Source organism: Pseudomonas sp. St290 (genome assembly GCF_018325805.1).
Classification (GTDB): Bacteria; Pseudomonadota; Gammaproteobacteria; order Pseudomonadales; family Pseudomonadaceae; genus Aquipseudomonas; species Aquipseudomonas bijieensis.
Genome location: NZ_AP014703.1, coordinates 3,854,520 through 3,878,045 on the forward strand (window position 1 = coordinate 3,854,520; position 23,526 = coordinate 3,878,045).

Below are 23,526 nucleotides of genomic sequence, written 5' to 3' on the forward strand. Positions count from 1 at the left end.
GAGTCATCTTCTGCCCAAAGCGGCTGCGCAGGAATACGCACAAACTGCAATCCACCGTTTCATAAAATGGAATGGTGGAAAACCCGGCTGATGGCTGCTTGGCATGGCTTGGGTGGGGTCATGTCCTGATGCTGGCGAAAGTCTTGGTCAGCTCGAGCAAGGTCGCCCGCAACTCCGGGGGGCGCACGGGCTTGGCCAGGATCGAAATGTTCATGTGGTGCAGCGCATGGCGAATTCTCTCGATTTCATGGCCGGTCATGATCATGGCGGGGACTTCCCAGCCCCGGTGTTCGCGAATCGCGGCAATGCACTCGGAACCCGAGACCTTCGTACCCAGGTCGAAGTCGGCAATGATGATGTCGCAGTCACTGGTCACGCCCACTCCGTCGCTGTGGGTTTCCACTTCGCATCCCCATTTCTCCAACAGCGCGGACGTCGCCATCAGCACGTTGGCGTCATCTTCCACCAGGCACACCCGCAAGCCCTGCAAGCGGCTTTGGGTGGGCACCGGCCTGTCCACCGCAGCCCTCGGCGCGACCCTTTCCAGTCCTTGGATCATGGCGCGGGTGCCCTGGCCGAGCCGGGAGTCCAGCTGGATGTCCAGATTGATCAAGTGGCTGATGCGCTTGACGATGGACAACCCCAGCCCCAGCCCCTCGACATCCTTGTCACGGACATGGCGTACCCGATAAAACTCCTTGAACACCTCGGGCAGGTGTTCGGCGGCAATGCCTCGGCCCTTGTCATAGATGACGATGGCCAGGCCACTGCCTCTCGGACGCACGCCGATCAACACCGGTTGGCCGGGGGCATATTTGAGCGTATTGGAGACCAGGTTCTGCACCATGGTCGCCAACAGGCCGGCATTGACGTTGACCCAATGCCGACAAGGCCGCAGGCGCAACTCGACACCGGCCCAACGGGCGGCTTCGGTGTTCTGCTTGACCACGTCCTGGAGCAACGCGCCCAGGTGCACGGGTTCGGCCTGGGGTTCAAGCTGCCCGTTATCGAGGGTGTAGATGTCCAGGATCGAACGAAACAGCTGCGACACGATATGCAGCGAACGGTCGATGTTATCCACCAGTCGCAGTTCTTCCTGGCCCAGCCGGGCGTCGCGCAGGCAGGCGGTGAACAAGCCGATCGAGTGGATCGGCTGGCGCAAGTCATGGCTGGCCTGGGCCAGGAAGCGGGATTTCTCCTGGTTCGCGGCAATCGCCTCTTCCGAAGCGATGCGGGTACGGGTCAGCAGGATATGCGCGTAGGCAGGCACCACGATGGTGGTGACGATCAACGTCAGGAACAGGTAGGGCTGGCCACGCCAGAACGGCGTGAGCAGGAAAATCACCCCCAGGGTCGACAGCGCGATAGCGGTTGCCAGCGCCAGGTAGCGCGAGCCGAAACGCATGCCATTGCCCAACGTGACCCAGAGCAATGCCGCGTACACCGGCAGCGTGCCCTCCCCACCCACGATCAAGGCGAAGGCGAGGCTTGCATAGTCCAGCGTCATGGCAAAAAGCCGACGCAGGAAGAAGTGCCCGGGCCAGCGCTTGACCGCCATGCGCAGCGGGACCGCGACGCCGAAGAAAAACGTCATGTACCAGAGGATCGGTACATAGGTATCGAAGTCACTGGCCAGGCACGCCACGACAATGACGTAGAGTGAAGCACAGGCCCCGACCGTCAATCTCAACGTAGCCTGATCAAGCTCGCTATTCTTTTCCGTCATGGTCACAGGATTATTCCAACATGAAAGGTTGTATCAAACTTGAAACCCGAGGGGGTAGTTTAGGTTACGATTCGCGGACTTGAAGATCAGAAGGATCTGAAAACATGACGTGCAGAGTAATTGTTGCAGACGACCATCCTTTGTTTCGCGAAGGAATGCTCAGGACCATTGAACGACTCATGCCAACTGCAACCATAGAACAAGCTGGCAATCTGGACGAAGTATTGGCGCTGGCACGGTCCGGGGTGGAAGTAGACTCCCTGATACTCGACTTGCGCTTCCCCGGGATCAAATCTTTGCAAGTCATAGGCCAACTGCGCAGTGAATTCAAACGCACCTCGATCATCGTGGTTTCAATGGTGGATGACATCGAGGTTATTTCCCAGGTGATGGCCCTGGGTGCCGATGGTTTCATCGGCAAGAATATCGACCCCGCCGGTATTGCCGACGCCATCATGGCAATACGCGAAGGCGAAGTGGTAGTGAAGTATCAAGCCGAAAACTCGATCATGGACGATGCACTTTCCCAACTGACCACGCGCCAACGGCAAGTGCTTGGCTTGATCGCCGCCGGCAAGACCAACAAGGAGATCGCGCGGGACTTGGGCATTTCCCCCTTCACGGTGCGCATCCATGTCTCAAGCCTGCTCAAATCCCTGGGTGTCCCCACACGCGCGGCGGCCGCGGCGCAATTTTCCAATTTCCCCAGTAATGGCGGTTGGTCGGAAAAACAAGACAATTAAATATATGCCGCCGCAATATTAATTGAGCGTTATCCTCTTTGCCCGCCTCCAAGGCCATAGCACACTTGTACTATAGCTTCGCCCAGTACTCCCCCCTAAGCTGTGGACGCTCCTTAAAAAGGCTGTTCGAACAGCCAGACATAAAAGCCAACGCGCCATACGCCGTGCAGTATCCCTGTGCCTATTGAAACGCTTTGGCGTGCGAAGCCTATTACTCAAATAAATCGGTAGGCGGCGCAATGCTGGGTCAACTTCACCGTCACCCGGTTGAAATGGAATGGTCCTGACATTAACTCAAGGTAAGTCATCATGTCCTTCGAATATGGAAAAACACTTAAAAATGGATTGGCGCTGTGCGTGCTGGCGGGCGTACTCAACGGTTGTGCAAACACCGGTGACTTGGGTAACTTGATGAGCTCCTTGAATCAGGGCGCCAGGAAATACGACGTCGCTTACCTCAAGCAAACGATCATTCCGGGCAAGACGACAAAAGGCCAGATCACACAGATGTTCGGTGCGCCGACCAATGAAGAACTCAATTCGACCAGTACCAGCAACGAGTCGAACTGGACCTATGAAAAGAGTGATGAGGGTCTGGATAAGTACATGAAGCTGGCCAATAAATACGTGTCGACCGAAACGCGCCAGAAGATGTACGACACCTCGGCACAACTGTCCAAGGCACAGACCGTGGCCAACGACGTCAGCAGCGTGACCGGCACGAAAACGGGCCAAAGCCAGACCCAAGGCTCGGTATTGACCATCTATTTCGTCGATGACGTCGTGAAGTACTACAGGGTCTACTGACGTAATGGCTCGTCCGGTGGGGGCAGCATCAAGCCTGCCCCCACCCTCGCCGATCACTCCTTCCAGGTACCTCCACTCAAGGCACAACCCTTGCGTGTGCTGTCCAACAGCTCAGCGGTACGTTTGTAGTAATAGAAGTCCACGCCCTGCCCATTCACATTCAAACAGGTGCCTTGGGGATTTTCCGGGCAGGCCTGTGAATAGGTAATTCTGCCCGCTTCGCCACCCAGTGCGACCGGCATGTTGGCATAGGCCTCACAGCTGGAGCGGAACTTGGCCACCGGCTGCTTATCGCTCGCCTGCACGCAGTCCTTCGCCTCGATGTGTTGCCCCATGACAGTCATTTCGCCCTCCATCGTGCACGCCTGGCTCCCCCCATGGGCCACTGAAGCGCACAGCATCGTGGCGCTGATCACACTGACAAAACGAACGACTCCGTTCATGTACTCTCCCGACGTCCTGAGTGGTAATACCCCCTGAAGTATCCCGGCTCGGGCAACAATTCTGAATAGCACGGATGGGCTAGCCGCTACGCTTGCTCAAGGCATCAGGAGCTCATGAGGTTCAAAAACCAGTGGAAAAGAACAGTGAACTCGACCAGGCCACCTTGCGCCTGATCGTCAGCGCCTGTGCGCTGCTGTATATCGCCGTATTGGCCAGTATCCATCCCGGTGGTGCCACAGGCTACGTGCCCATCATCGTCTACATCGTGACGTTTATCGTCGCCTCGGTATTCCTGCGCATGATCATCAAGCGCTGGCCAGGACACTTCTTCTGGCGACGCCTTTTCTCGATGCTGCATGACTACACGGGCATCGCGTTCGCCATGGTGCTGGGAGGTGAAAGCGCACTGCCGATCTACGCAGCGCTGCTCTGGGTCACTTTAGGCAATGGCATGCGCTTCGGCTCGCGCTACCTGGCGCTGGCAACCGTTATCGCGCTGTCGACCCTGGTGCTGATTTTCTGGCTGAACCCATTCTGGCGCACGCAGCCCTACATGTTCCTGATGCTGATTGTCACCACCATCGTGGTGCCTGCCTACGCGCACATTTTGCTCAAGCGCACACGCATTGCCTCCGAAGAGGCCATTTCGGCCAATCAGGAGAAGTCGCGGTTCCTGGCCCAGGCCAGCCATGACCTGCGCCAACCGATCCACTCCATCGGCCTGTTCACCGCCTGCCTGCGTGACGCCCGGCTGGGGCTGGAAGAGTTGCGGCTGGTGGACAACATCGACCGCTCGCTGCACACCGTATCGCAACTGTTTCGCTCGATCCTCGATATCTACACCCTGGATCACGGCCAGCTGATGCCGAAGGCCGACACCGTACACTTGGGCCAATTGCTGCAAGACGTGGTCAAGCAAAACACCGAGGCGGCCCGTTGGGCCGGTGTCGAACTGCGTCTGCGCGCCTGTCCTTACTGGGTCAGCGTCAATCCCGGCTTGCTGACCACGATGGTCCAGAACCTGCTGTCCAACGCCCTCAAGTACGCGCCCGGCCAACCTGTGCTGATCGGCGTGCGTCGCCAGGGCAAACGCCTGGCCGTGGTGATCTACGACAAGGGACGCGGCATTGCCGCCGAACATTTGCCCGAAGTGTTCAAGGAGTTCTACCGCGTGCGTCATGTGCGCGACAAAGATGTCGAGGGCCTTGGCCTGGGCCTGTCCATCGTCAAGCGCATCAGCCAGCTACTGGACGTCGATATACACATCCGCTCCAAGGTCGGACAAGGCACCAGGGTGGCGATCAGCGGCCTGGAACCAACGGCACCACGCATCACGTCGCCCAAGGTCGTGCCCGTCCAGAATCGCCTGGACGGTTTGCGAGTGTGCCTGGTAGAAGACGACGCCAACGTGCTGATGGCGACCTCGGCGCTGCTGGAAAAATGGGGCTGCGAGGTCGAGGCCCACAGCGACGGCGAGGGATTGGCCAGTGATTGCGACATCGTCATCGCCGATTTCGACCTGGGCACAAGAATTTCAGGCTCCGAATGCATCGCCGCGATACGCGAACAGCGCGGCTGGCAAGTCCCGGCGCTGGTCATCACCGGGCATGAGATCGAGCGGATCCGTCAATCACTGCAAAGCCTGAATATCTCGGTGCTGGCCAAGCCCGTGCGACCGCCAGAGTTGCGCGCGGTACTGCTTGAATTGGTCAAGCGCATGGATCGCAAGGGCGAGGCCTCAGCTCACGTCAACCCACCCAGCCGATAGCCGTCTTGGGAATCACCTCGGACTCGTCGAGCTTGGACGCGAACATGCTCACCGCATCGAGGGCATCGGTGGTCCCGTTCCGGATCTGCACGATGACCGATCCGGCCTGGTCCGCCAGGGTGACACCGCGCAATGCGCCTTCATGGGTTATGTTCATGCTCGCGACCGCATCGCGGGTTTCGGAGAGGATCATGCCGATCATTTCGGCAATCTCCGAGGTGGAGCGACTGGTGCGCCCGGCCAGTTGCCGGACCTCGTCGGCCACCACCGCGAAGCCCCTCCCCTGATCACCGGCGCGCGCAGCCTCGATGGCCGCGTTGAGGGCCAGCAGGTTGGTCTGGTCGGCAATGCCGCGAATGGTGTTGACGATGGCGGTGATCTCTTCCGAACGCGCCCCCAGTTGCCCAACCAGACGCGCGGAGGCACCGATGTTGTCGGCGATCTCGCGCATCTCCTTGGCGGTCTGGTGGATCACCTGGGCGCCCTGTTCGGCCACCCGTTCGGTTTCGGCGGAGATGTGATACGCACGGGAAGCGCCGCGGGAGTCCTCTTCGAATTTCTCCACCCGTTCGCTGATGTCACTGGCGAACTTCACAATCTTGCACAACTTGCCTTCGGCGTCGTAGACCGGGTTGTAGCTGGCTTCCAGCCAGACGACCTTGCCGTTTTTGCCGAGACGCTTGAATTGACCGCTGAAAAATTCACCGGCGTTGAGACGCCGCCAGAAATCACTGTACTCCGCACTGCCCACCAGGCTGGGCTCGCAGAACATCCGGTGATGCTTGCCCTTGAGCTCGGCCAGCGAGTAATTCATGACATTCATGAAGTTGTCGTTCGCGGTCAGGATGTTGCCACCCAGGTCGAACTCGATCACTGCCATGGCACGATCGAGCGCCGCCAGCCGGCCACGGGTTTCGGCCTCATTGGCCACTCTGGCGGTGACATCGAGTGCGTACTTGACCACCTTCACGACGCGGCCTTGCTCGTCCATGACCGGGTTATAGCTGGCTTCCAACCATACATTCTGGCCTGACGCACTGCGGCGCTGAAACGTACCGGAAACGAATTTGCCGGCGCGCAATTGGTTCCAGAATTCACGGTATTCGGCGCTGCCCGCCAGCGCCGGGGTGCAGAAATCCCTGTGGGACAGGTTCGCCAATTGATCCGCACGGTAGCCCATCGTGCTCAGGAAATTCTCGTTCGCCCGAAGGACCTTGCCATCGGGGCTGAACTCGATAACCGCCATCGACCGCTCCAAGGCGCCAACCAGTCCCTTGTATGTTGCCAATTCGGCCGTCCTAGCCGTCAGTTCATTTTTTAGTTTCTTATTAAACATGACGTACCCTCGGTGAACCCTGAAAGTAACCGGACCTTCTTAATTTATATCGGCTCACTGGCTGGAGACTGAACGGTACGCTGTAATCACTTTTCTGCACCAAAACCCACGGAATCCATCAACCAGGTTCTAAAAGCCTGCACTTTTGGGGAATCGGCCATGTCATGGGGGCTCACGAAATAGAAGCCGAGATCAGACTTCAATCGCAGATCGAAGGGGGCAACCAGCCGTCCTGCCTTCAGGTCATCCTCGACATAAGTTGAACGTCCGATGCATACCCCCAGGCCGTCGACAGCAGCCTGTACAGCCATCATGGCAAGGTCGAAGGTCAACCGGCTGCCTTCGGCCAGTTTTTTCGATTGGCCGGCGGCACTCAACCATGAACTCCAGTCGTCGCCGGTCACGCCGCTAACCTGCAATAACGTGTGCCGGGCCAGATCGCCCGGTTTCTCCAAGGCCGTTGGACCTTGCAGTAGCCTGGGGCTGCACACCGGAAAGATTTCATCGGCCATCAGCCAGTCGGCCCGCATCCCCTTCCAGCCCCCATGACCGTAGCGAATGGCCGCATCTACGCCGCCCTGACGAAAATCCACCCATTCGGTGGACGCCGTGACGCGCACATCAATAGTGGGGAATGCCTGCTGGAAAGACGCCAGGCGCGGCAACAGCCATTTGGAGGCAAATGAAACCAGGGTACTGATCGTCAACACGCTGTTATTGCGATTCTCCAGCAACGTCTGCGTGCAATAGCGCAACTCCTGGAACGCCGCACGAACGCCAGGAAAATAGGCATGGCCTTCGTTTGTCAGGGCCAGGCCATCCTTGAGCCGCAGGAACAGGCGCACGCCCAACTCATCTTCGAGCCGGCGAATTTGGTGGCTTATGGCTGTTTGAGTGACGTTCAGCTCTTGCGCGGCTTTGGTAAAGCTCATGTGCCTGGCGGCTGATTCGAATGCTTTCAGGCCATTGAGAGAAGGGATTCGACTGGCCATTGAGGTTTGTCTTTCTCATGAGATTTTGTCATACGCTAGCACTGAAGATGTCCTTTGAAAATGTTCCTTCCCTCACGGATTCTGGCGGCACGTCCCCCGTCCTTGAGGAAACGATGAAACTGTACTTTGCCCCCATGACCTGCTCATTGTCCCCGCACATCGTGCTGCGGGAATTGGGCCTGCCCTTTGAATTGATTCGGGTCGATAACAAGACCAAGCGAACCGCCGACGGATTCGACTTCCTGGCCATCAACCCCAAGGGCTACGTGGCCGCCTTGGTGCTGGACAACGGGAATGTCCTGACCGAAGGGCCCGCCATCGTCCAGTACCTGGCCGATCTGGTCCCCGCAAACACGCTGGCGCCAGCCAATGGCACCTGGGAGCGGGTGCGCCTGCAGGAGTGGTTGAACTTCATCAGTTCCGAGATCCACGGCGGATGTGCCCCACTGTTCAACGCCGATATTGCCGAGCCGACCAAAGCCATCTTCAGGAAAAAACTGTTCAGGCGCCTGGACTACCTCAGCCAGGCGCTTGAACAACAGGATTACCTGATGGGCACCTTCGGCCTGGCCGACGGCTATCTGTTCACCGTCTTGAACTGGCTGCCGTCGTTCAATATCCAGATCGGGGACTGGCCGGTGCTGGCCTCGTTCATGGCGCGAATCGCAGCACGCCCCAGCGTCCAGGCGGCGATAGCGGCGGAGGCGGCATAGTCATCGGCGCAACATTCAATCCTAGTACGACCTGAGCCGCCGCCATCGCGAGCAGGCTCGCTCCCACAGGGGATTGAGGGTGTCTCTCGAATCTCACTGTCACCCCGGAAAACTGTGGGAGCGAGCCTGCTCGCGATGGCGGCGGCACAATCGCCCCAAGCAAGCTCTGACGGGCTGGCCCAGCCAGGCTCCAACCCCTGCGCACTTGTGCTAAAAAGCACCGATATCATTCCGAGCTCCGGTCATGGCCCTTGCTTCACCCCCCGATCTGACGGACACGACTCATCTTGTCCAACCACTTTCCCGCACCTACCCGTCCGGGATGTTGATCGCGCCTCATCATCATGAATGGGGCCAGCTTCTCTACGCGCAAAGTGGCCTCATGTGGGTCGATACGCCCGGCGCGGCACTGTTGGTGCCGCCGCAGCGCGCGGTGTGGCTGCCGCCTCGGGTCACACACGGGATCCGAGTCGTTTCGCCCTTGGAAATGCGTAATCTGTATTTGCGTGCAGAACTCGCCATGAGCGTGGGGCTTGAGCTGGAAGTACTCGAGGTCAGCAAACTGCTGCGCGAACTGATCATCCGTCGAGTGGCGCTGGGCAACCGTCCTGATCCGGCGATGCGTGATGCCTTGGACAACCTGCTGGTGCTGGAACTTCGTGAACTGCGCTCGGCGGTGCTCAAAGTGCCCATGCCCGTTGGTGGGGATCGACGCTTGCGCAATTTGTGCGAGACAGTGCTCGATGTCCCCGGACTCGCCATGTCCTTTGAGCAACACGCCGAGTCGGTGGGGGCCAGCACGCGCACGTTGGCCAGGTTGTTCCACGCCGAGCTTGGCCTGACGTTTACCGAGTGGCGCCGACAAGTGCAACTGGCCCACGCCGTCGCCGCACTCCTGGAGGGCGACTCGGTGGGGGCGATAGCGGCACGGTTGGGCTATACGCTGAGCAGTTTCAGCGAGATGTTCCGCCGCTCCCTGGGCATTGCACCGTCAGCGTATAAGCACGCGATGGCATCCAGGGGGGTTGTCCGATAGACGAAAGTCTCTGGCGGGCTCGCTCTCGGCTCGGACGCTATCCTCGACCCTCATTTCGTCGAGGAGTATTGCAGCTTGAAAGCCCTACAGTTTTGCGCCACCGGCAGCCTGGACTATCTCTCGCTTGTCGACTTGCCAACCCCCGTTCCCGGTGCCGATGAAGTCCTCATCCGGGTCAAGGCGGCCGGGATCAACCCCAGTGATGTTAAAAATGTGGAGGGTCGTTTTCCCTATACCACCTTGCCCCGTGTGCCCGGTCGTGATTTCGCCGGGGTGGTCGAGCAAGGCCCCGCACATCTGCTGGGCAAAGCGGTCTGGGGTACCGGCAAGGGCCCGGGGTTCCTGCGTGACGGCTCCCATGCGCAATTCCTCACGGTTCCGGCCAGTGGCGTGGCCCTGAAACCCGAGCGCTTGTCCTTCGTCCAGGCGGCGGCCATCGGCGTACCTTTCACCACCGCCTACGATGCCGTTGAACGATCCAACGTGCAGCGCGACACGACGTTTCTGGTGATTGGCGCCAATGGCGCGGTAGGCAGCGCAGCGCTGGCCCTGGCAAAGGCCCGTGGTGCACGTGTGCTTGCGGCGGTACGGCGACCGGAACGGGCCGCCGAGTTGCAAGCCAAAGGCTACGAAGTCATCGTGACCAGCGCACCCGGCAGCCTTGCAGAACAGGTCAAAGCCGTGTTTCCCGCAGGCGCGCAGGTCATCTTCGACACCACTGGCTTCTGGCTGCAAGAAGCAGTATCGGCATTGGCCAACTTCGGTCGCATCGCGATCATTGCCGCCCCGCCAGATGGGATGGTGCACTTCCCTGCCCTGGCGCTCTATCGCAAAGGCGGCGTCTTGATCGGCGTGAACTCGCTGCTCTACGACAACACCGATTGCGCCCGGATGCTTGAAGAATTTGGCCGCCACTTCGAGGCAGGCGTCATCGAGGCCCCCACGGATATCCTTGAAATCCCCCTGGCAGACGGCAAGGCCCAGTACGCGCTGATCGCCCATGGCAGCAGTGCAAAAGCCGTACTGGTACCCTGATCCCGTGGCCTGCGGCTATCGAAGCCGCAGGCCATTGGAGGTTGGCGATTTTGCCGCATCACCCGCCTTGCAAGGGCGCCGTAGTGGCTGTCGAGCCAATCGGATCGGCAAGCGATACCCGCTTGGGCTTGAACAGGCGCATGGTCAGCACGAAGAACAGCGGTACGAAAAAGATTGCCAGAACGGTGCCTGACAGCATGCCACCGATCACGGCAGAGCCCAGTGCATGCTGGGCCCCCGCCCCCGCGCCACTGCCCAGCACCAGCGGTAGCACGCCCAGGATGAATGCCAATGAAGTCATGAGGATCGGGCGCAAACGCATGCGCACGGCTTCCATCGTGGCGTCGACGAGCCCCTTGCCGGCTTCGTGAAGATCCTTTGCAAACTCCACGATCAGGATGGCGTTCTTGCAGGCCAGGCCAATGGTGGTGAGCAGTCCGACCTGAAAGTAGATATCGTTGAACTTCCACGTCAAAAAGGCACTGAGCAGCACGCCGAATACCCCCAGGGGAATGACCAGGATCACCGAAAACGGTACAGCCCAACTCTCGTACAGTGCCGCCAGCGCCAGGAACACGATCAGGATCGACAAACCGTACAGGATGCCCGCCTGGCCACTCGATGCTTTTTCCTGGCGCGACAAGGCCGTCCATTCGAAGCCAATGCCCGGCGGCAGTTTTGCGACCGCAGCTTCGACAATGGCCATCGCCTCGCCACTCGAGGCACTTCCTGGAAGCGCCATGCCCAGGATTTCAATCGACGGCACGCCGTTGTAGCGTTCCAGTCGTGGCGAACCCGTGGTCCAGCTGGCGCTTGCAAAGGAGGTGAACGGCACCATGGTGCCCGCGCTGTTGCGCACGTACCAACGGTCGATATCCGTCGGCAGCATGCGAAAGCGATCTTCCCCCTGCAGCATCACTTTCTTGACACGGCCCTTGTCAATGAAGTCGTTGACGTAGCTGCTGCCCCACGCCGCCGAGAGGGTGGAGTTGATGTCCGCCATGGAAACACCCAGCGCACCGGCCTTGAGCGGATCGACATGCAGGCGCAAATCCGGCATGTCTTCCAGGCCGTTCGGGCGCACAGCCACCAGGCGGTGGTCCTTGGACAATATCCCCAACAGTTGGTCACGTGCCTGCATCATTGCCGCGTGTCCAAGGTTGGCCTCGTCCTTGATCATGAGATCGAACCCGGTCGCGTTGCCCAGTTCGGATACGGCCGGCGGCGCGAATGCAAAGATCTTCGCATCGCGGATCGTCGCAAAAAAGGCGCCGGCCTTGGCCGCGACGTCGGTGACGCTCAGGCCGGGGGCCGTGCGTTCATCCCAGGGTTTGAGCTGGATAAAGGCAAAACCCATGTTTTGGCCGCTACCCGCGAAGCTGAAGCCCGACACGGAGAACACGCCTTCGACTGCGTCTTTCTGGTCGACCAGGAAGTGATCCTCCACCTGCCTGATCACTTCGTCGGTACGAGCCTTGGTCGCTCCAGGAGGTAACTGCATGTTGGTGAAGAGTGTTCCCTGATCTTCGTTCGGCAAGAATCCGACAGGCAACTTCATGAAACCGAACGCCACCAGCGCCACAATCACTGCATACCCGATCATGTACCTCCAGCCCTTGCCCAGCATATGGTTGACGATCCCCTGGTAACCACGATTGCCTCGATCAAAGGTGCGGTTGAACCAGCCAAAGAAACCGGTGGTGCTCAAGGCGTGCCCTTTGGTCACCGGCTTGAGCACGGTGGCACACAGGGCCGGGGTGAAGACCAATGCAACGAGCACCGACAACGTCATCGCCGAAACGATGGTGATCGAGAACTGACGGTAAATAACCCCGCTGGAGCCGCTGAAGAACGCCATTGGCACGAACACCGCCGCCAGCACCATCGCCACGCCAACCAGCGCGCCGGTAATCTGCCCCATGGACTTGCGCGTGGCCTCTTTGGGCGGCAAGCCCTCCTCGGTCATCACCCGCTCGACGTTTTCCACCACCACAATGGCGTCATCCACCAGCAGGCCGATAGCGAGCACCATGGCGAACATGGTCAAGGTGTTGATGGTGAAGCCAAACAGCGCCAGGACTCCAAACGTTCCCAGGAGCACCACTGGCACCGCGATCGTCGGGATCAGGGTGGCCCGCAGGTTCTGCATGAACAGGTACATGACCAGGAATACCAGCACCACCGCCTCAACCAAGGTGCGCACGACCTCCTCGATCGAGATCCGCACGAAAGGCGTGGTGTCGTAGGGCTTGTGGACCTTCATGCCGGCGGGAAAGAACGCCTGCAACTGCTCCAGACGCGCATCGATAGCCTTGACCGTGTCGAGCGCGTTGGCCCCTGTCGCCAGCTTGATCGCCAGGCCGGCGGCGGGTTTGCCGTTGTAGCGCCCTACGGTGTTGTACGTCTCGCTGCCCAACGCTGTACGAGCCACATCCCGCAACCGGACCTGGGACCCATCGGTCAGCGTGCGCAGCAGTATGTTTTCGAACTCCTCGGCGGTGCGCATGCGCGTTTGCGCGGTGATCAAGGCATTGATCTGCTGGTTGCCGACCGAGGGCAGTCCTCCCAACTGGCCTGCCGACACCTGGGCGTTCTGCGCCTGGATGGCTGTCTTGACGTCGAGCGGCGTGAGGTTGTAGCTGATCAGCTTGTCTGGATTGAGCCACACGCGCATGGCGTACTGGGAGCCGAACAAAGTCGTGTCACCCACCCCCTCGACCCGGCTGATCGCTTCCTGGACGTTCGCCGCCACATAGTCTGAGAGATCGGCGCCATTCATGCTGCCATCTTCGGACGTGAAGGCCAGTACATTCAAAAAGTTGCTGGCCGACTTGCTGACGGATACGCCCTGCTGCTGGACCTCTTGCGGCAACAGTGGGGTGGCAAGCGCCAACTTGTTCTGGACCTGTACTTGCGCCGTGTCCGGATCCGTTCCGTTCTCGAAGGTCAGTGTAATGGTGACGGTGCCCGAGGACTCGCTGGTCGAGGCCATGTAGCTGAGCCGATCCAGCCCCTTCATTTTCTGCTCGATGACTTGGGTGACCGTGTCCTCCAGGGTCTTGGCCGATGCACCGGGATAGGTGGCGACAATCGCGACCGCGGGCGGCGCAATGGCCGGGTACTGCGCGATCGGTAATGTGATGACTGCGATGGCACCGGCGATCATCACAATGATGGCAAGTACCCAGGCAAAGATGGGACGATCAATAAAAAAACGCGCCATGGTCGACTCCCACCGGTCAGTTGATATCGGGCCGCTTTGTCGCCTTGACGGCTTCAAGCGTGGCAATGGAGGGAGTCGATGGCGGATTGGAGGGCCAAGGTGTCACTTGGACTTCAACACCGGGGGCCGCGCGCTGTTGCCCGTCCACGACCAATTGATCACCGACCTGCAGGCCGCTACGGACCAGCCACTGATCGCCAATGGCACGGTCGGTTTCCAGAACCCGACGCTCCAGCTTGCGATCCTTGCCGACCACATAAACCGTGGGCTTGCCCGTACTGTCCCGAGTGACGGCTTGTTGCGGCACCAACACCCCCTGCTCTTTAATGCCTATCTGCAAGACGGCACGGACATACATGCCCGGCAGGAGATCGGCATTGGGATTGGGAAACACCGCGCGAAGCGTAATCGCGCCGGTGTCCTGGTTGACGGTAACGTCGGAAAACTCCAACTGCCCCTCAATTGGATAAGTCCGGCCGTTTTCCAACACCAAAGACACCTTCGCGGCATTGGCTCCGGCCTTCTGAAGCTCGCCATTTGCAAGCGACTCTTTAAGGTCGAGCAATGCCGCGCTCGGCTGCGTCACATCCACGTAGATAGGATCCAGCTGCTGGATAGTCGCCATCGCGCTGGCCTGACTGGCCGTGACCAGTGCGCCGGGCGTCACGGTCGAGCGGCCGATCCGGCCGGAGATGGGCGCATCCACACGGGCATAAGCCAGGTTGATACGACTGGTTTCGACATTGGCCTTGGCCGCCGCGATGTCAGCCTCTATCTCGCCCAGGCTGGAAGTAGCATCGTCGTACTCCTGCTGGCTCACGGCCTTGATGGCGACAAGCTCCTTGTAGCGATCGGATTTGAGTCGCGCGGTCTTGAGGCTCGCCTGGGCCTTGGCCAACGCTGCGACGTTGCTGTCATAGGCCGCCTGGTAGGTCGCCGGATTGATCTGGTAGAGCGTCTGCCCAGCCTTCACATCACTGCCCTCACGAAAATTTCGCGCCTTGATGATGCCGTTGACCTGTGGCCGCACGTCGGCAATGAGGTAAGCCACGGTGCGCCCAGGTAATTCCGTGGTGAGCGCCACCGGTTGCTCGCGCACGGTCAATACCCCGACCACCGGCGTACCGGCGACGGGGGGCGGCCCCATCGGGGGCTTGCCACATGCGCTTAGAAAACAAGACATCGTCAAGAACGTTATGGGCCAAAGGAAACTGGCTTTGCGCATGATGGAACTCCGAGAGGGACTGATCACAAGAACTATAACCGTACGGTTCGGTATAGTTATTTGACGATCATTCGAAGTCAAGTAATACTGAACCAATCGGTATAGATAAAAGAGATCCAAGGCGATGAGAGTCAAAACGGAAGCCAAGCGCGACGCCATTCTCGCAGCCGCTTCGCAAGTGTTCCGGGATTCAGGCTTCGAAGGTGCGTCGATGGGCGAAATCGCCAGTCGGATTGGCGGCTCGAAGGCGACGCTGTACGGCTACTTCGGTTCCAAGGAAGAACTGTTCGTAGCGGCGATGCACGAGGAAGCGAGCAAGGAGTTCGAGCCCGTCTTTGCAACACTCAACAACAAAGTCGACAACTTGCAGGAGACCTTGCAGGCCTGTGGCGAAAAGGTCCTGGCGTTCTTGTGCTCCCCGGACAGGATCCAGACGCGGCGGGCCATCATCGCCGAGTCCGGACGAAGCGACATTGGAAAGCGTTTTTACGAACTGGGCCCCAAGGTCGGCTTTCAGAACATCGCAGACTTCCTCGACAGGCAAATGGCCCAAGGCAACCTGAGACGATCCGATCCTCTGCTGGCGGCAATCCAGCTTAGCGCGCTCCTTGAGTGCGAAACGGTTATGCCTTTGACCCTGGGGGTCGAGGAAAAATTTTCCAGGCCGCAAATCAGACAGGCTGTCGAACGGGCGGTGAAGACCTTCCTGGCGGCCTACTGTGTCGAAGCCCCCACGGTCGGGGGGCACGAAGGGGCCTAGTTGCCCAGCAAGGACGGTGCTAGAAGCTGGTCGAGTACTCAGGGCGTGCATTCGCCACAACGCCGGTTTCGCGCAGCGCCCTGCCCCTGCTCAATGGCTCAAGGCCTGGCTGAAGGACGTGTCGATAATCCCGGCGGTGACCAGCGGGGCCGGCAGCGCCTTGACCTTGAACAGGAAGTCCGCCGTGCTTTGCAGGTCGGCGGCCGCCTGTTGGTCTACCGGGCCGACGCTCATGTGGGCCTGGCGCAACCAATGGCGTGAGACGTTCTGGTCGAGATTGGCTTTTTTTGCCCACAGGTCGGCGTATGCATCGGTATGGTTGTCGACCCAGGCACGGGCTTGCTTCACGCGCCCGAGGAAATCGGCGATGGCTTCGCGCTTACTGTCGATGGCCGACGTCGAAGCGGCAATAGCGCTGAGGCCGGGCATGAGGTTTTTCGCCGTCAGGATTGGCCGGGCGCCGGAAAACAGGATCTGTTGCGAGATATAGGGTTCCCACACCGGAAAGGCATCGATGCTGCCCTGGGGCAAGGCCGCAGCCGCGTCGATCGGCATCAGCTTGATGAATTCGACATGATTCTCCGGCAGGCCGGCCTGCTCCAGGGCGCGCAAGGTCAGTTGCTGGCTCCAGGCACCGGGCCAATAGGCGACTTTCTTGCCCTTGAGGTCGGCGATGGTCTTGACCGGCGAGTCCTTGGGCACCAGTAACGCGATAGTGTCCGGGTTCTGCCGCGAAACCCCGATCAACTTCACTGGCGCCTGCTTGGCCGCCAAAAACAGAAAACCTGAATCGCCAAGAAAACCCAGGTCCAGGTCGCCGGTATTCAGCGCCTCGGCCAGGGGCGCGGCGGCTTGGAAATGTTTCCAGTCGACACGGTAGGCAGCGCCTTCAAGCACGCCCGAGGCCTCCACCGAAGCCCGTACGTTGTAATAGTTCTGGTCGCCAACGTGCAGTACCAACGGCTCGGCGGCCTGGACCAAAGGTGCGGCGAACAATGTGCTGAGGAGCAGACGGCGCAGGGATCGGGAGACCTTCATGAAGACTTTCCTGAGTGAGTTTCATAGAACATAACGTCCTTGTAATTCACATTCTAAATTCTTTTATTGCATAAGCTCATGATCACAGGCAGCCGATGTTGATGGCGCAACAGCGCGGCAACAGACTGTTGGCTGGGCAACATTTCCCTGAAACCGTTACTCCATGGCAACGCCCGTAAACCGCCCTTTCCCGGGCTGTGGCACAGAGCCTGCAATATTCCTTTCAAGCGGGATTTCCTCTCGCGGTCCGATCTTTCGGAAATAAGAACATTGCCTTCTCGCCGCCTTGTCTGGAGCTGTTCCATGAAACCCGACGTCCGCTTCTCCCTGGCCCGCGCCAGATACCTGATCAGCGCCTGCGTCCTGGCGCTGGGCCTGCCGTCCATGACCCTGGCCGCAGAAAGCCCGCCGGCCGAAGTGCATCTGGATTACGCCTATTACTCGCCGGTCAGCCTGGTGCTCAAGCACTTCGGTTATCTGGAAAAGGCCCTGCCCCAGACCAAGGTCAGCTGGGTGCTGAGCCAGGGCAGTAACCGCTCCCTGGAATACCTCAACAGCGGCGGCGTCGACTTCGCTTCGTCCGCCAGCCTTGCCGCCGTGCTGAGCCGGGCCAACGGCAGTCCGATCAAATCGGTGTATGTCTACAGCCGCGCCGAATGGACGGCCCTGGTAGTGCGCAAGGATTCACCGATCAAGACCATCGCCGACCTCAAGGGCAAGAAGATCGCCGCCACCAAGGGCACCGACCCTTATCTGTTCACCCTGCGCAGCCTGCAACAGGCAGGGCTGAAAAAAGACGATGTGGAGTTGGTGCACCTGCAACACCCGGACGGTCGCGCCGCCCTGGAAAAAGGCGACGTCGACGCCTGGGCCGGTCTCGACCCGCACATGGCCGCCAGCGAAGTACAGGCCGGGTCGCGCCTGCTGTATCGCAACCCCGCCTTCAACAGTTACGGCGTGGTCAGCGTCACGGAGAAATATGCCCAGGAGCATCCGCAGACCATCGACACCGTGCTCGCCGCCTACGAACAGGCCCGGGCGTGGTCGCTGGAGCATCCGCAAGAGTTGGCCAAATTGTTGGCCGACGCATCCGGACTGCCATTGGAAGTTGCCCGGCTGCAACTGTCACGCACCGACCTGGGCAGCCCGCAATTGAGTGCCAAGGATGTGCTGGCCTCCAAGGCTGCCGCACCGATCCTGGTTTCCGAGGAGTTGGTCCGTCGCGGGGTGAATGTGGACCAGGTGATCGATCAACTGCTCGACACCGGCCGCCAGCAGGCCGTGGCCCGTCAATAACCCCTTGCCCAAGTGACAACCGATCCGCGCCTGGCGCGGATTCGGCGTTGCCGGAGAACCGCCATGAGCAGCAACAGCAAAGACCTCTCCAGCCCGCGCCTGGCCCTGCCCGCAGCGGGCAAAACGCCCCTGTTCAACTCCGACCGCTGGCGGCTGCGCCTCAAGGGATTGGCCCTGCCGGTGCTGATCATCGTGCTCCTGGAGATCATCGTGCGCATCGGTTGGTTGCCCGCCTACCAGATGCCGGCCCCCAGCGAGATCGCCCTGACCCTCGGCGACCTGGCCGAAGGTGCGCTGTGGAAACACATCAGCGCCAGCCTGTTGCGAGTGCTGCTGGGCTTTGCCATCGGCGCCGGCCTGGCCTTGGTCTTCGCCGCCTGGGTTGGCTTGAGCCGCGAAGCCGAAGCCTATCTGGAACCGACCTTCGCCGGCCTGCGCTCGATCCCCAGCCTGGCCTGGGTGCCGTTGCTCCTGCTGTGGCTGGGCATCGACGAAACCTCGAAAGTGGTGCTGATCGCCATCGGTGCGTTCTTCCCCGTTTACCTCAATGGCGTGGCAGCCATTCGCAACATCGACCGCAAGCTGGTGGAGGTCGGCCATATGTATGGTTTCAACCGCCGCCGTCTGGTGCGCCGGATTCTCCTGCCGGCCGCCCTGCCGGGCCTGTTCACCGGGTTGCGCAGCGGCATGAGCCTGGCCTGGATGTTCCTGGTGGCCGCCGAACTGATCGCCGCGACCAAAGGCCTGGGCTATCTGCTCAGCGATGGCCGCGAAACCTCGCGCCCGGACATCGTGCTGGCGGCAATCATCGTGCTCGCCCTGCTGGGCAAGCTCAGCGACGGCATGCTGGCCGGTCTGGAAAAACGCTTCCTGGCCTGGCGCGACACCTTTAACGGCACCGAGGAGTGAGCCATGAGCCAAGCCCTGCTGGAGATCCACGTCGAGCGCAAGACCTTCGCCACCACCACTGTGCTCAATCACATCCACCTGCAACTGCAACCCCGCGAAACCGTGAGCCTGCTGGGCCCCAGTGGCTGCGGCAAAAGCACTTTGCTGCGCATCGTCGCCGGCCTGGAGAAGGACTTTGAAGGGCAACTGCTCAGCCACACCGAACAACTGGCCTTCGTGTTCCAGGAACCGCGGCTGATGCCCTGGCTGACGGTGCAACAGAACATCGGCTTCAGTGATGACGACGATTACGACAAGGCCTGGGTCGCGCAGTTGATCGAGGAAGTGGGCCTCAGCGGTTTTGCCGACGCCTTGCCCAAGGCGTTGTCCGGCGGCATGGCGCAACGGGTGGCGATTGCACGCGGCTTGTATTCGCGACCGCGGGTGCTGTTGCTGGACGAGCCCTTCAGTGCGGTGGACGCCTTCACCCGCATGAAACTGCAGGACCTGTTGCTGCAACTGGCCGAACGGTACGCCATCGCCCTGTTGCTGGTGACGCACGATGTCGATGAGGCGCTGTATCTGAGCGACCGGGTATTGGTGATGGATAACCGCCCCAGCAGCATTCGCCAAGAGCTGGCGGTGCAACTGGACCACCCACGCGACCGGCGCGACCCGTTGCTGGCCCGACTCAAGGCGCTGGCCCTGACGGAACTGCATCGCGCCCATGTGATTTGATCAGACGCGGCACTAAGAACACAAAGGCATTAATAAATAAACAATCAGTATTTATGGTTATAAACAGAACCACGTACTCTCAGCTCATCCCGTCCCATTGGTCACGACAGTGAAGTGCCTTATGAAACCGACTGACAACGTTATCGACTTCGTCCAAATGCGCAAACGCAAGCAGGCCCAGCAACTGGCCCGGACCATGTGGGAAATGTACGCGCGTAATGCCGGTTACCAGGCGTTCCATTGGGTCCAGGCGTCCCAATCGACCAGGACGTACCACGCGTGAGCGCCCAGGAGCCCTCGCGCTTTCTGGCGAGTACCGACGAGCCCGAAGTGGACCTGAACAACCTCGAAGCCCTGGATGAAGATCCGATCTGCGAACGGGTCGCGCAGAATCTGCAACGCCTGCGCGGCAAGCGCCACCTGTCCCTCGACGCCCTCGCCCGCCAGTGCGGGGTAAGCCGGGCCATGCTGGCGCAGATCGAATCCGGACGCAGCGTCCCGTCGATCAAGGTGCTGTGCAAAATCGCCAAGGGCCTGAAGGTGTCGGTCGCCGCGTTCCTGGAACACCGGGCTTTCGAAGGGGTGGCGGTGTTGTCGGCCAGCCAGAGCAAACGCCTGGTCAGCGCCAATGGCGCGTTCGTCAGCCGCGCCCTGTTCCCGTTCGATGTGGCACGCCAGTCGGAATTCTACGAGTTGCGCTTGAGCCCCTTGGGCGAAGACCAGTCCGAAGGGCACGGGCCTGGCGTCCAGGAAAACCTGGTGGTGTCCCAAGGTGTGCTGGAGATCAGCGTCAACGACGAGCGCTACCTGCTCTCCACGGGTGATTCGATTCTGTTCTACGCTGACCAGCCTCACCGCTATCGCAACCCGGCGGACAGTGAGGCGGTGGCGTATCTAGTGGTGACCTACCCGGAACGCCTGGACTGAATACACCGCATTATGGCGAGGGGATTTGCCTTCGCCACAATGGATAGTGCCAGTCGCGACGAATCAGCAGGTGCAGCACATCATCGGCATGCCATTGCAGCTCATCATCATTGGCATGCTGCAGTCGTTCATCATCTTCATCATCAAGGCGCAGCAGTTCTTCATCATGTCCATGTTCATGCCGGCCATCGGCATGACTTTGCACATCATGCAGTCAGCCATCACCGTGCATTCCATCACGCACTTCATCGACGGCATCGGCATGCCCATCATCGGCATTGGCATCATCATGCTCGCCATCGGCATGGCCATGCTCGCCTGGGACATGCACATCATGCTCATGTTGCCGCAGTGCATCATCATCGGCATGCCGCAGTTCATCATCATCTGCATCATGTCGGCGCTGTTCTTGAACATGGCCATGTCCATGCCGGCAGCGGGCATCATTTTGCACAGCATGCCGTCATCCAGCATTTCGCAGGTCATGGTCGCCATCATCATCGGCATGCCCATCATTGGCATCATCGGCATGTTGGCGTTCATCGGCATTTGCATCTGCATGGCGTTCATCATGGTGTGGTTCCCTGTAGGTTCGAGAGTCGGACGAAGCTGATGGGGCGGATTCTAAGGATTGGTCCGGTCCCGACAAGATGGCGATCGAACAGCAGGAATGAACGTTCAAGCAGGCTTACCGGAGCGACGCGCGCATAGTTGTCCGCTACTGCACTGCATTCGCTTTCATTGCAGACGCTTCACCCACGACAGCTTCGATTCTCCGGTCATGGATATGCCTTCCAAAGCTATATAAATAACCGTAAGAAATAATCGATCTAAACTCGCCCCTGGTATCTAGCGCCACGGTGGCAAACCCTGGTTCAGTCAATCAACTTCGCATACACCGAGCGGTCGATATTCCCACCGGACAGAATCACCGCCACCCTTTTCCCTCGCATCGTTTCACGTTCCTGCATCAGCGCTGCCAAGGCTGCGGCGCCGGCACCCTCAGCAAGGTTGTGGGTGTCGGTGTAATACACCCGCATGGCCTCGGCAATTTCAGCGTCGCTGACCGATACGATTCGCGCCGCTGCGGCCCCGTAGATGGCAAAGGCCTCGGGGATGGGCCTACGCACAGCCAGGCCGTCGGCAAAGGTATTCGCCGAAGCGGTTTCACAGAGCGTTCCAGACTCGAACGATAACTTCGCCGCCGTGGCCTCGGTGGAGACCACGCCCACCACCTGGGTTTTCAAGCCCAAGGCATCGCGGGCGGCGATGACCCCGCAAATCCCCGAGCCACAGCCTATTGGCACGTAGACGGTGTCCAGGTCCGGCACGGCATTGAACAGCTCCAGCCCATAAGTCGCCACGCCCTTGACCAACTCGGGATGGAACGGCGGCACCAGGTAGAGGCCATGTGTTTGGGCCAGGCGCACAGCTTCTTCACGGGCCTCGTCGAAATCGCGGCCATACTCGACCACCTCGCCGCCAAAACCGCGCATGGCATTGTTCTTTTCCACCGAGTTACCTTGCGGCACGACGATCAACGCTTTCAAACCCAATGCAGTGGCCGCCAACGCCAGACTCTGGCCATGGTTGCCGCGGGTTGCCGTGACGATGCCTTTCGCCTCGGGGTGCTCGCGCTTGAGCCAATGCACGAAGGTCACGCCGCCGCGCACCTTGAAGGCCCCGATCGGCGTGTGATTCTCGTGCTTGACCCACACCGTGCAACCCAACCGCTCAGCCAGCAAGGGCCAGGCATACTGGGCAGTGGCAGGCATGACTTGGTAGAGATGGCGGGCAGCTTGTTCGATCGCGTCGCGGGTCAGTGTGTGCATGATTGGCCTCCAGGTTTTTACTCAGCCTAATCGGCCCGACTGCGGCGGGCTTTCAGAAAACTGACCTGACTTTCAGGCCCGCTCTTCACTACTATGCGACTCATGAACCGTCGAAACCGCCAACAACCGCCCCCGCCCGAACCGGTCCGTCGTATCGAGGCTGGGCCCTGGGCGATCGAATTGCTGCCCGGCTGCGCCTACGCCACCCGCTATGTCGCGACTCAGTCGGCGATCGGCTTTGCCTTCGACAGCCAGCGCGGCCTGCACGCCATCGGCAGCGACCGAGTGCAGCCCTTCGAGGCGATACCCAACGGCCTGGCATTCGTCCCCGCCGAATGCGACGTGTTCTCCGAATCCCCCAGGGGCGGTGAATACCTGCGGGTGGTGCGCACCGACGGCATTGCGTTGTCGGGGGAACATGCGTTCAACAATCGTATTGATCCATTGGCCACCACTCTCGCGCTGAAGATGCGCAGCGCGTTACTGCGCGCCACCGCCGAAAACGACTGGGAGGCCTGGGCGCTCGGTTTGGCTGAGCGAGTGAAGGACCACAAGGCATTTTCGGCCCACCCCAACGGCTCCATCACGGGGGGCCGGATGCGCTTGCTCGACGAGTTCATCGACACCGGCCTCGACGGTCCGCTGGGGATAAAGGAAATGGCGGCGCTGCTTGGCTTGTCCGAGGGGTATTTCATGCGGGCATTCAAACAGGCGACCGGCAAAAGCCCACACAGTTATCTGATCGACCGACGCCTGGCCAAGGCCCGGGCGCTGATGCGTGATTCAAGCGCCCGACTGGCTGAGATCGCTCACGTCTGCGGCTTCAATTCCCAGGCCCACATGACCACGCTGTTCAAGCAACGCCTTGGCGTCAGTCCGGCGCAGTTGCGCGGGTATTCAAAGCCCTGAAGCGGGAAATCGCGGCCAATCAGATTGCCATCAAATGGCCTTGCAAAAACACCCTGGCCGTCTAGATTCAAATCTGTCTCCAACCACATC

22 protein-coding genes and 1 pseudogene are annotated in these 23,526 nt (G+C 60.1%); 13 read left to right on the forward strand and 10 right to left on the reverse strand.

Annotated features, from left to right (window positions below):
• Nucleotides 1-118 precede the first annotated feature (118 nt).
• Nucleotides 119-1,726, reverse strand: coding sequence for an ATP-binding response regulator (locus PBDP_RS16840; protein ID WP_109753380.1), 1,608 nt, complete (start codon nt 1,724-1,726; stop codon nt 119-121).
• Between the two features lie 104 nt (nt 1,727-1,830).
• On the opposite strand from PBDP_RS16840, the gene PBDP_RS16845 reads away from it, so the two are divergent.
• Nucleotides 1,831-2,469, forward strand: coding sequence for a response regulator (locus PBDP_RS16845; protein WP_109753089.1), 639 nt, complete (start codon nt 1,831-1,833; stop codon nt 2,467-2,469).
• Nucleotides 2,470-2,778: 309 nt separating this feature from the next.
• Nucleotides 2,779-3,276, forward strand: coding sequence for a hypothetical protein (locus tag PBDP_RS16850; RefSeq protein WP_109753090.1), 498 nt, complete (start codon nt 2,779-2,781; stop codon nt 3,274-3,276).
• A gap of 53 nt (nt 3,277-3,329) precedes the next feature.
• On the opposite strand, the gene PBDP_RS16855 is transcribed toward PBDP_RS16850, so the two are convergent.
• Nucleotides 3,330-3,719 carry a hypothetical protein gene (locus PBDP_RS16855; RefSeq protein ID WP_146206848.1) on the reverse strand — a complete coding sequence of 130 codons (390 nt, stop codon included), beginning with the start codon at nt 3,717-3,719 and terminating at the stop codon, nt 3,330-3,332.
• Nucleotides 3,720-3,850: 131 nt separating this feature from the next.
• Here PBDP_RS16855 and PBDP_RS16860 point away from each other — a divergent pair, with 131 nt between their 5' ends.
• A complete protein-coding gene (locus PBDP_RS16860; RefSeq protein WP_212800990.1) occupies nt 3,851-5,488 on the forward strand; it encodes an ATP-binding response regulator in 1,638 nt (545 codons plus the stop codon).
• On the opposite strand, the gene PBDP_RS30330 is transcribed toward PBDP_RS16860, so the two are convergent.
• The 3 genes and pseudogenes from PBDP_RS30330 to PBDP_RS16870 form a co-directional block, all read right to left on the reverse strand.
• A complete protein-coding gene (locus PBDP_RS30330; RefSeq protein WP_370873818.1) occupies nt 5,469-6,083 on the reverse strand; it encodes a methyl-accepting chemotaxis protein in 615 nt (204 codons plus the stop codon). The two genes, PBDP_RS16860 and PBDP_RS30330, sit on opposite strands and share 20 nt — an antisense overlap.
• A pseudogene (locus PBDP_RS30335) lies at nt 6,057-6,824 on the reverse strand (PAS domain-containing protein); the annotation flags it as partial. The pseudogene PBDP_RS30335 and the gene PBDP_RS30330, both read right to left, overlap by 27 nt.
• A gap of 86 nt (nt 6,825-6,910) precedes the next feature.
• Nucleotides 6,911-7,816 carry a transcriptional regulator GcvA gene (locus PBDP_RS16870; protein WP_163858324.1) on the reverse strand — a complete coding sequence of 302 codons (906 nt, stop codon included), beginning with the start codon at nt 7,814-7,816 and terminating at the stop codon, nt 6,911-6,913.
• 113 nt (nt 7,817-7,929) lie between these two features.
• On the opposite strand from PBDP_RS16870, the gene gstA reads away from it, so the two are divergent.
• The 3 genes from gstA to PBDP_RS16885 all read left to right on the forward strand — a co-directional run bounded on the left by gstA (nt 7,930) and on the right by PBDP_RS16885 (nt 10,600).
• Complete coding sequence (gene gstA / locus PBDP_RS16875; RefSeq protein WP_212800992.1) at nt 7,930-8,529, forward strand: glutathione transferase GstA; 600 nt, start codon at nt 7,930-7,932, stop codon at nt 8,527-8,529.
• A 244-nt stretch (nt 8,530-8,773) separates the two neighbouring features.
• Nucleotides 8,774-9,565 carry an AraC family transcriptional regulator gene (locus PBDP_RS16880; protein WP_162893837.1) on the forward strand — a complete coding sequence of 264 codons (792 nt, stop codon included), beginning with the start codon at nt 8,774-8,776 and terminating at the stop codon, nt 9,563-9,565.
• A gap of 75 nt (nt 9,566-9,640) precedes the next feature.
• Complete coding sequence (locus tag PBDP_RS16885; RefSeq protein WP_212800993.1) at nt 9,641-10,600, forward strand: quinone oxidoreductase family protein; 960 nt, start codon at nt 9,641-9,643, stop codon at nt 10,598-10,600.
• A gap of 58 nt (nt 10,601-10,658) precedes the next feature.
• Here PBDP_RS16885 and PBDP_RS16890 read toward each other — a convergent pair whose 3' ends face one another.
• Together PBDP_RS16890 and PBDP_RS16895 are read right to left on the reverse strand one after the other, a co-directional pair.
• Nucleotides 10,659-13,823 carry an efflux RND transporter permease subunit gene (locus PBDP_RS16890; RefSeq protein ID WP_109753099.1) on the reverse strand — a complete coding sequence of 1,055 codons (3,165 nt, stop codon included), beginning with the start codon at nt 13,821-13,823 and terminating at the stop codon, nt 10,659-10,661.
• 16 nt (nt 13,824-13,839) lie between these two features.
• Nucleotides 13,840-15,048 (reverse strand): efflux RND transporter periplasmic adaptor subunit, encoded by a 1,209-nt coding sequence (locus PBDP_RS16895; RefSeq protein ID WP_109753100.1) that lies wholly within the window; start codon nt 15,046-15,048, stop codon nt 13,840-13,842.
• 124 nt (nt 15,049-15,172) lie between these two features.
• Here PBDP_RS16895 and PBDP_RS16900 point away from each other — a divergent pair, with 124 nt between their 5' ends.
• Nucleotides 15,173-15,808, forward strand: coding sequence for a TetR/AcrR family transcriptional regulator (locus tag PBDP_RS16900; protein WP_109753101.1), 636 nt, complete (start codon nt 15,173-15,175; stop codon nt 15,806-15,808).
• Between the two features lie 90 nt (nt 15,809-15,898).
• Here PBDP_RS16900 and PBDP_RS16905 read toward each other — a convergent pair whose 3' ends face one another.
• Nucleotides 15,899-16,846, reverse strand: coding sequence for an ABC transporter substrate-binding protein (locus PBDP_RS16905; protein WP_109753102.1), 948 nt, complete (start codon nt 16,844-16,846; stop codon nt 15,899-15,901).
• Between the two features lie 303 nt (nt 16,847-17,149).
• On the opposite strand from PBDP_RS16905, the gene PBDP_RS16910 reads away from it, so the two are divergent.
• The 5 genes from PBDP_RS16910 to PBDP_RS16930 all read left to right on the forward strand — a co-directional run bounded on the left by PBDP_RS16910 (nt 17,150) and on the right by PBDP_RS16930 (nt 20,695).
• Nucleotides 17,150-18,142 (forward strand): aliphatic sulfonate ABC transporter substrate-binding protein, encoded by a 993-nt coding sequence (locus PBDP_RS16910; protein WP_109753103.1) that lies wholly within the window; start codon nt 17,150-17,152, stop codon nt 18,140-18,142.
• Between the two features lie 63 nt (nt 18,143-18,205).
• Nucleotides 18,206-19,051, forward strand: coding sequence for an ABC transporter permease (locus tag PBDP_RS16915; protein ID WP_109753104.1), 846 nt, complete (start codon nt 18,206-18,208; stop codon nt 19,049-19,051).
• Between the two features lie 3 nt (nt 19,052-19,054).
• Nucleotides 19,055-19,768, forward strand: coding sequence for an ABC transporter ATP-binding protein (locus PBDP_RS16920; RefSeq protein WP_109753105.1), 714 nt, complete (start codon nt 19,055-19,057; stop codon nt 19,766-19,768).
• A 121-nt stretch (nt 19,769-19,889) separates the two neighbouring features.
• Nucleotides 19,890-20,051: a hypothetical protein gene (locus PBDP_RS16925; protein ID WP_162893838.1), complete on the forward strand. Its 162-nt coding sequence runs from the start codon at nt 19,890-19,892 to the stop codon at nt 20,049-20,051.
• 53 nt (nt 20,052-20,104) lie between these two features.
• Complete coding sequence (locus PBDP_RS16930) at nt 20,105-20,695, forward strand: helix-turn-helix domain-containing protein (RefSeq protein WP_162893907.1); 591 nt, start codon at nt 20,105-20,107, stop codon at nt 20,693-20,695.
• Between the two features lie 63 nt (nt 20,696-20,758).
• Here the strand turns inward: PBDP_RS16930 and PBDP_RS29945 are convergent, their stop codons facing one another.
• Both PBDP_RS29945 and PBDP_RS16940 read right to left on the reverse strand, forming a co-directional pair.
• Nucleotides 20,759-21,268: a hypothetical protein gene (locus tag PBDP_RS29945; RefSeq protein ID WP_162893839.1), complete on the reverse strand. Its 510-nt coding sequence runs from the start codon at nt 21,266-21,268 to the stop codon at nt 20,759-20,761.
• A 302-nt stretch (nt 21,269-21,570) separates the two neighbouring features.
• Nucleotides 21,571-22,527, reverse strand: a complete 957-nt coding sequence (locus tag PBDP_RS16940) for a threonine dehydratase (RefSeq protein ID WP_212800994.1) — start codon at nt 22,525-22,527, stop codon at nt 21,571-21,573.
• A gap of 93 nt (nt 22,528-22,620) precedes the next feature.
• On the opposite strand from PBDP_RS16940, the gene PBDP_RS16945 reads away from it, so the two are divergent.
• The gene (locus PBDP_RS16945) at nt 22,621-23,436 is read left to right on the forward strand and encodes a helix-turn-helix transcriptional regulator (protein WP_212800995.1); all 816 of its coding nucleotides are present in this window, start codon (nt 22,621-22,623) and stop codon (nt 23,434-23,436) included.
• Nucleotides 23,437-23,526 lie beyond the last annotated feature (90 nt).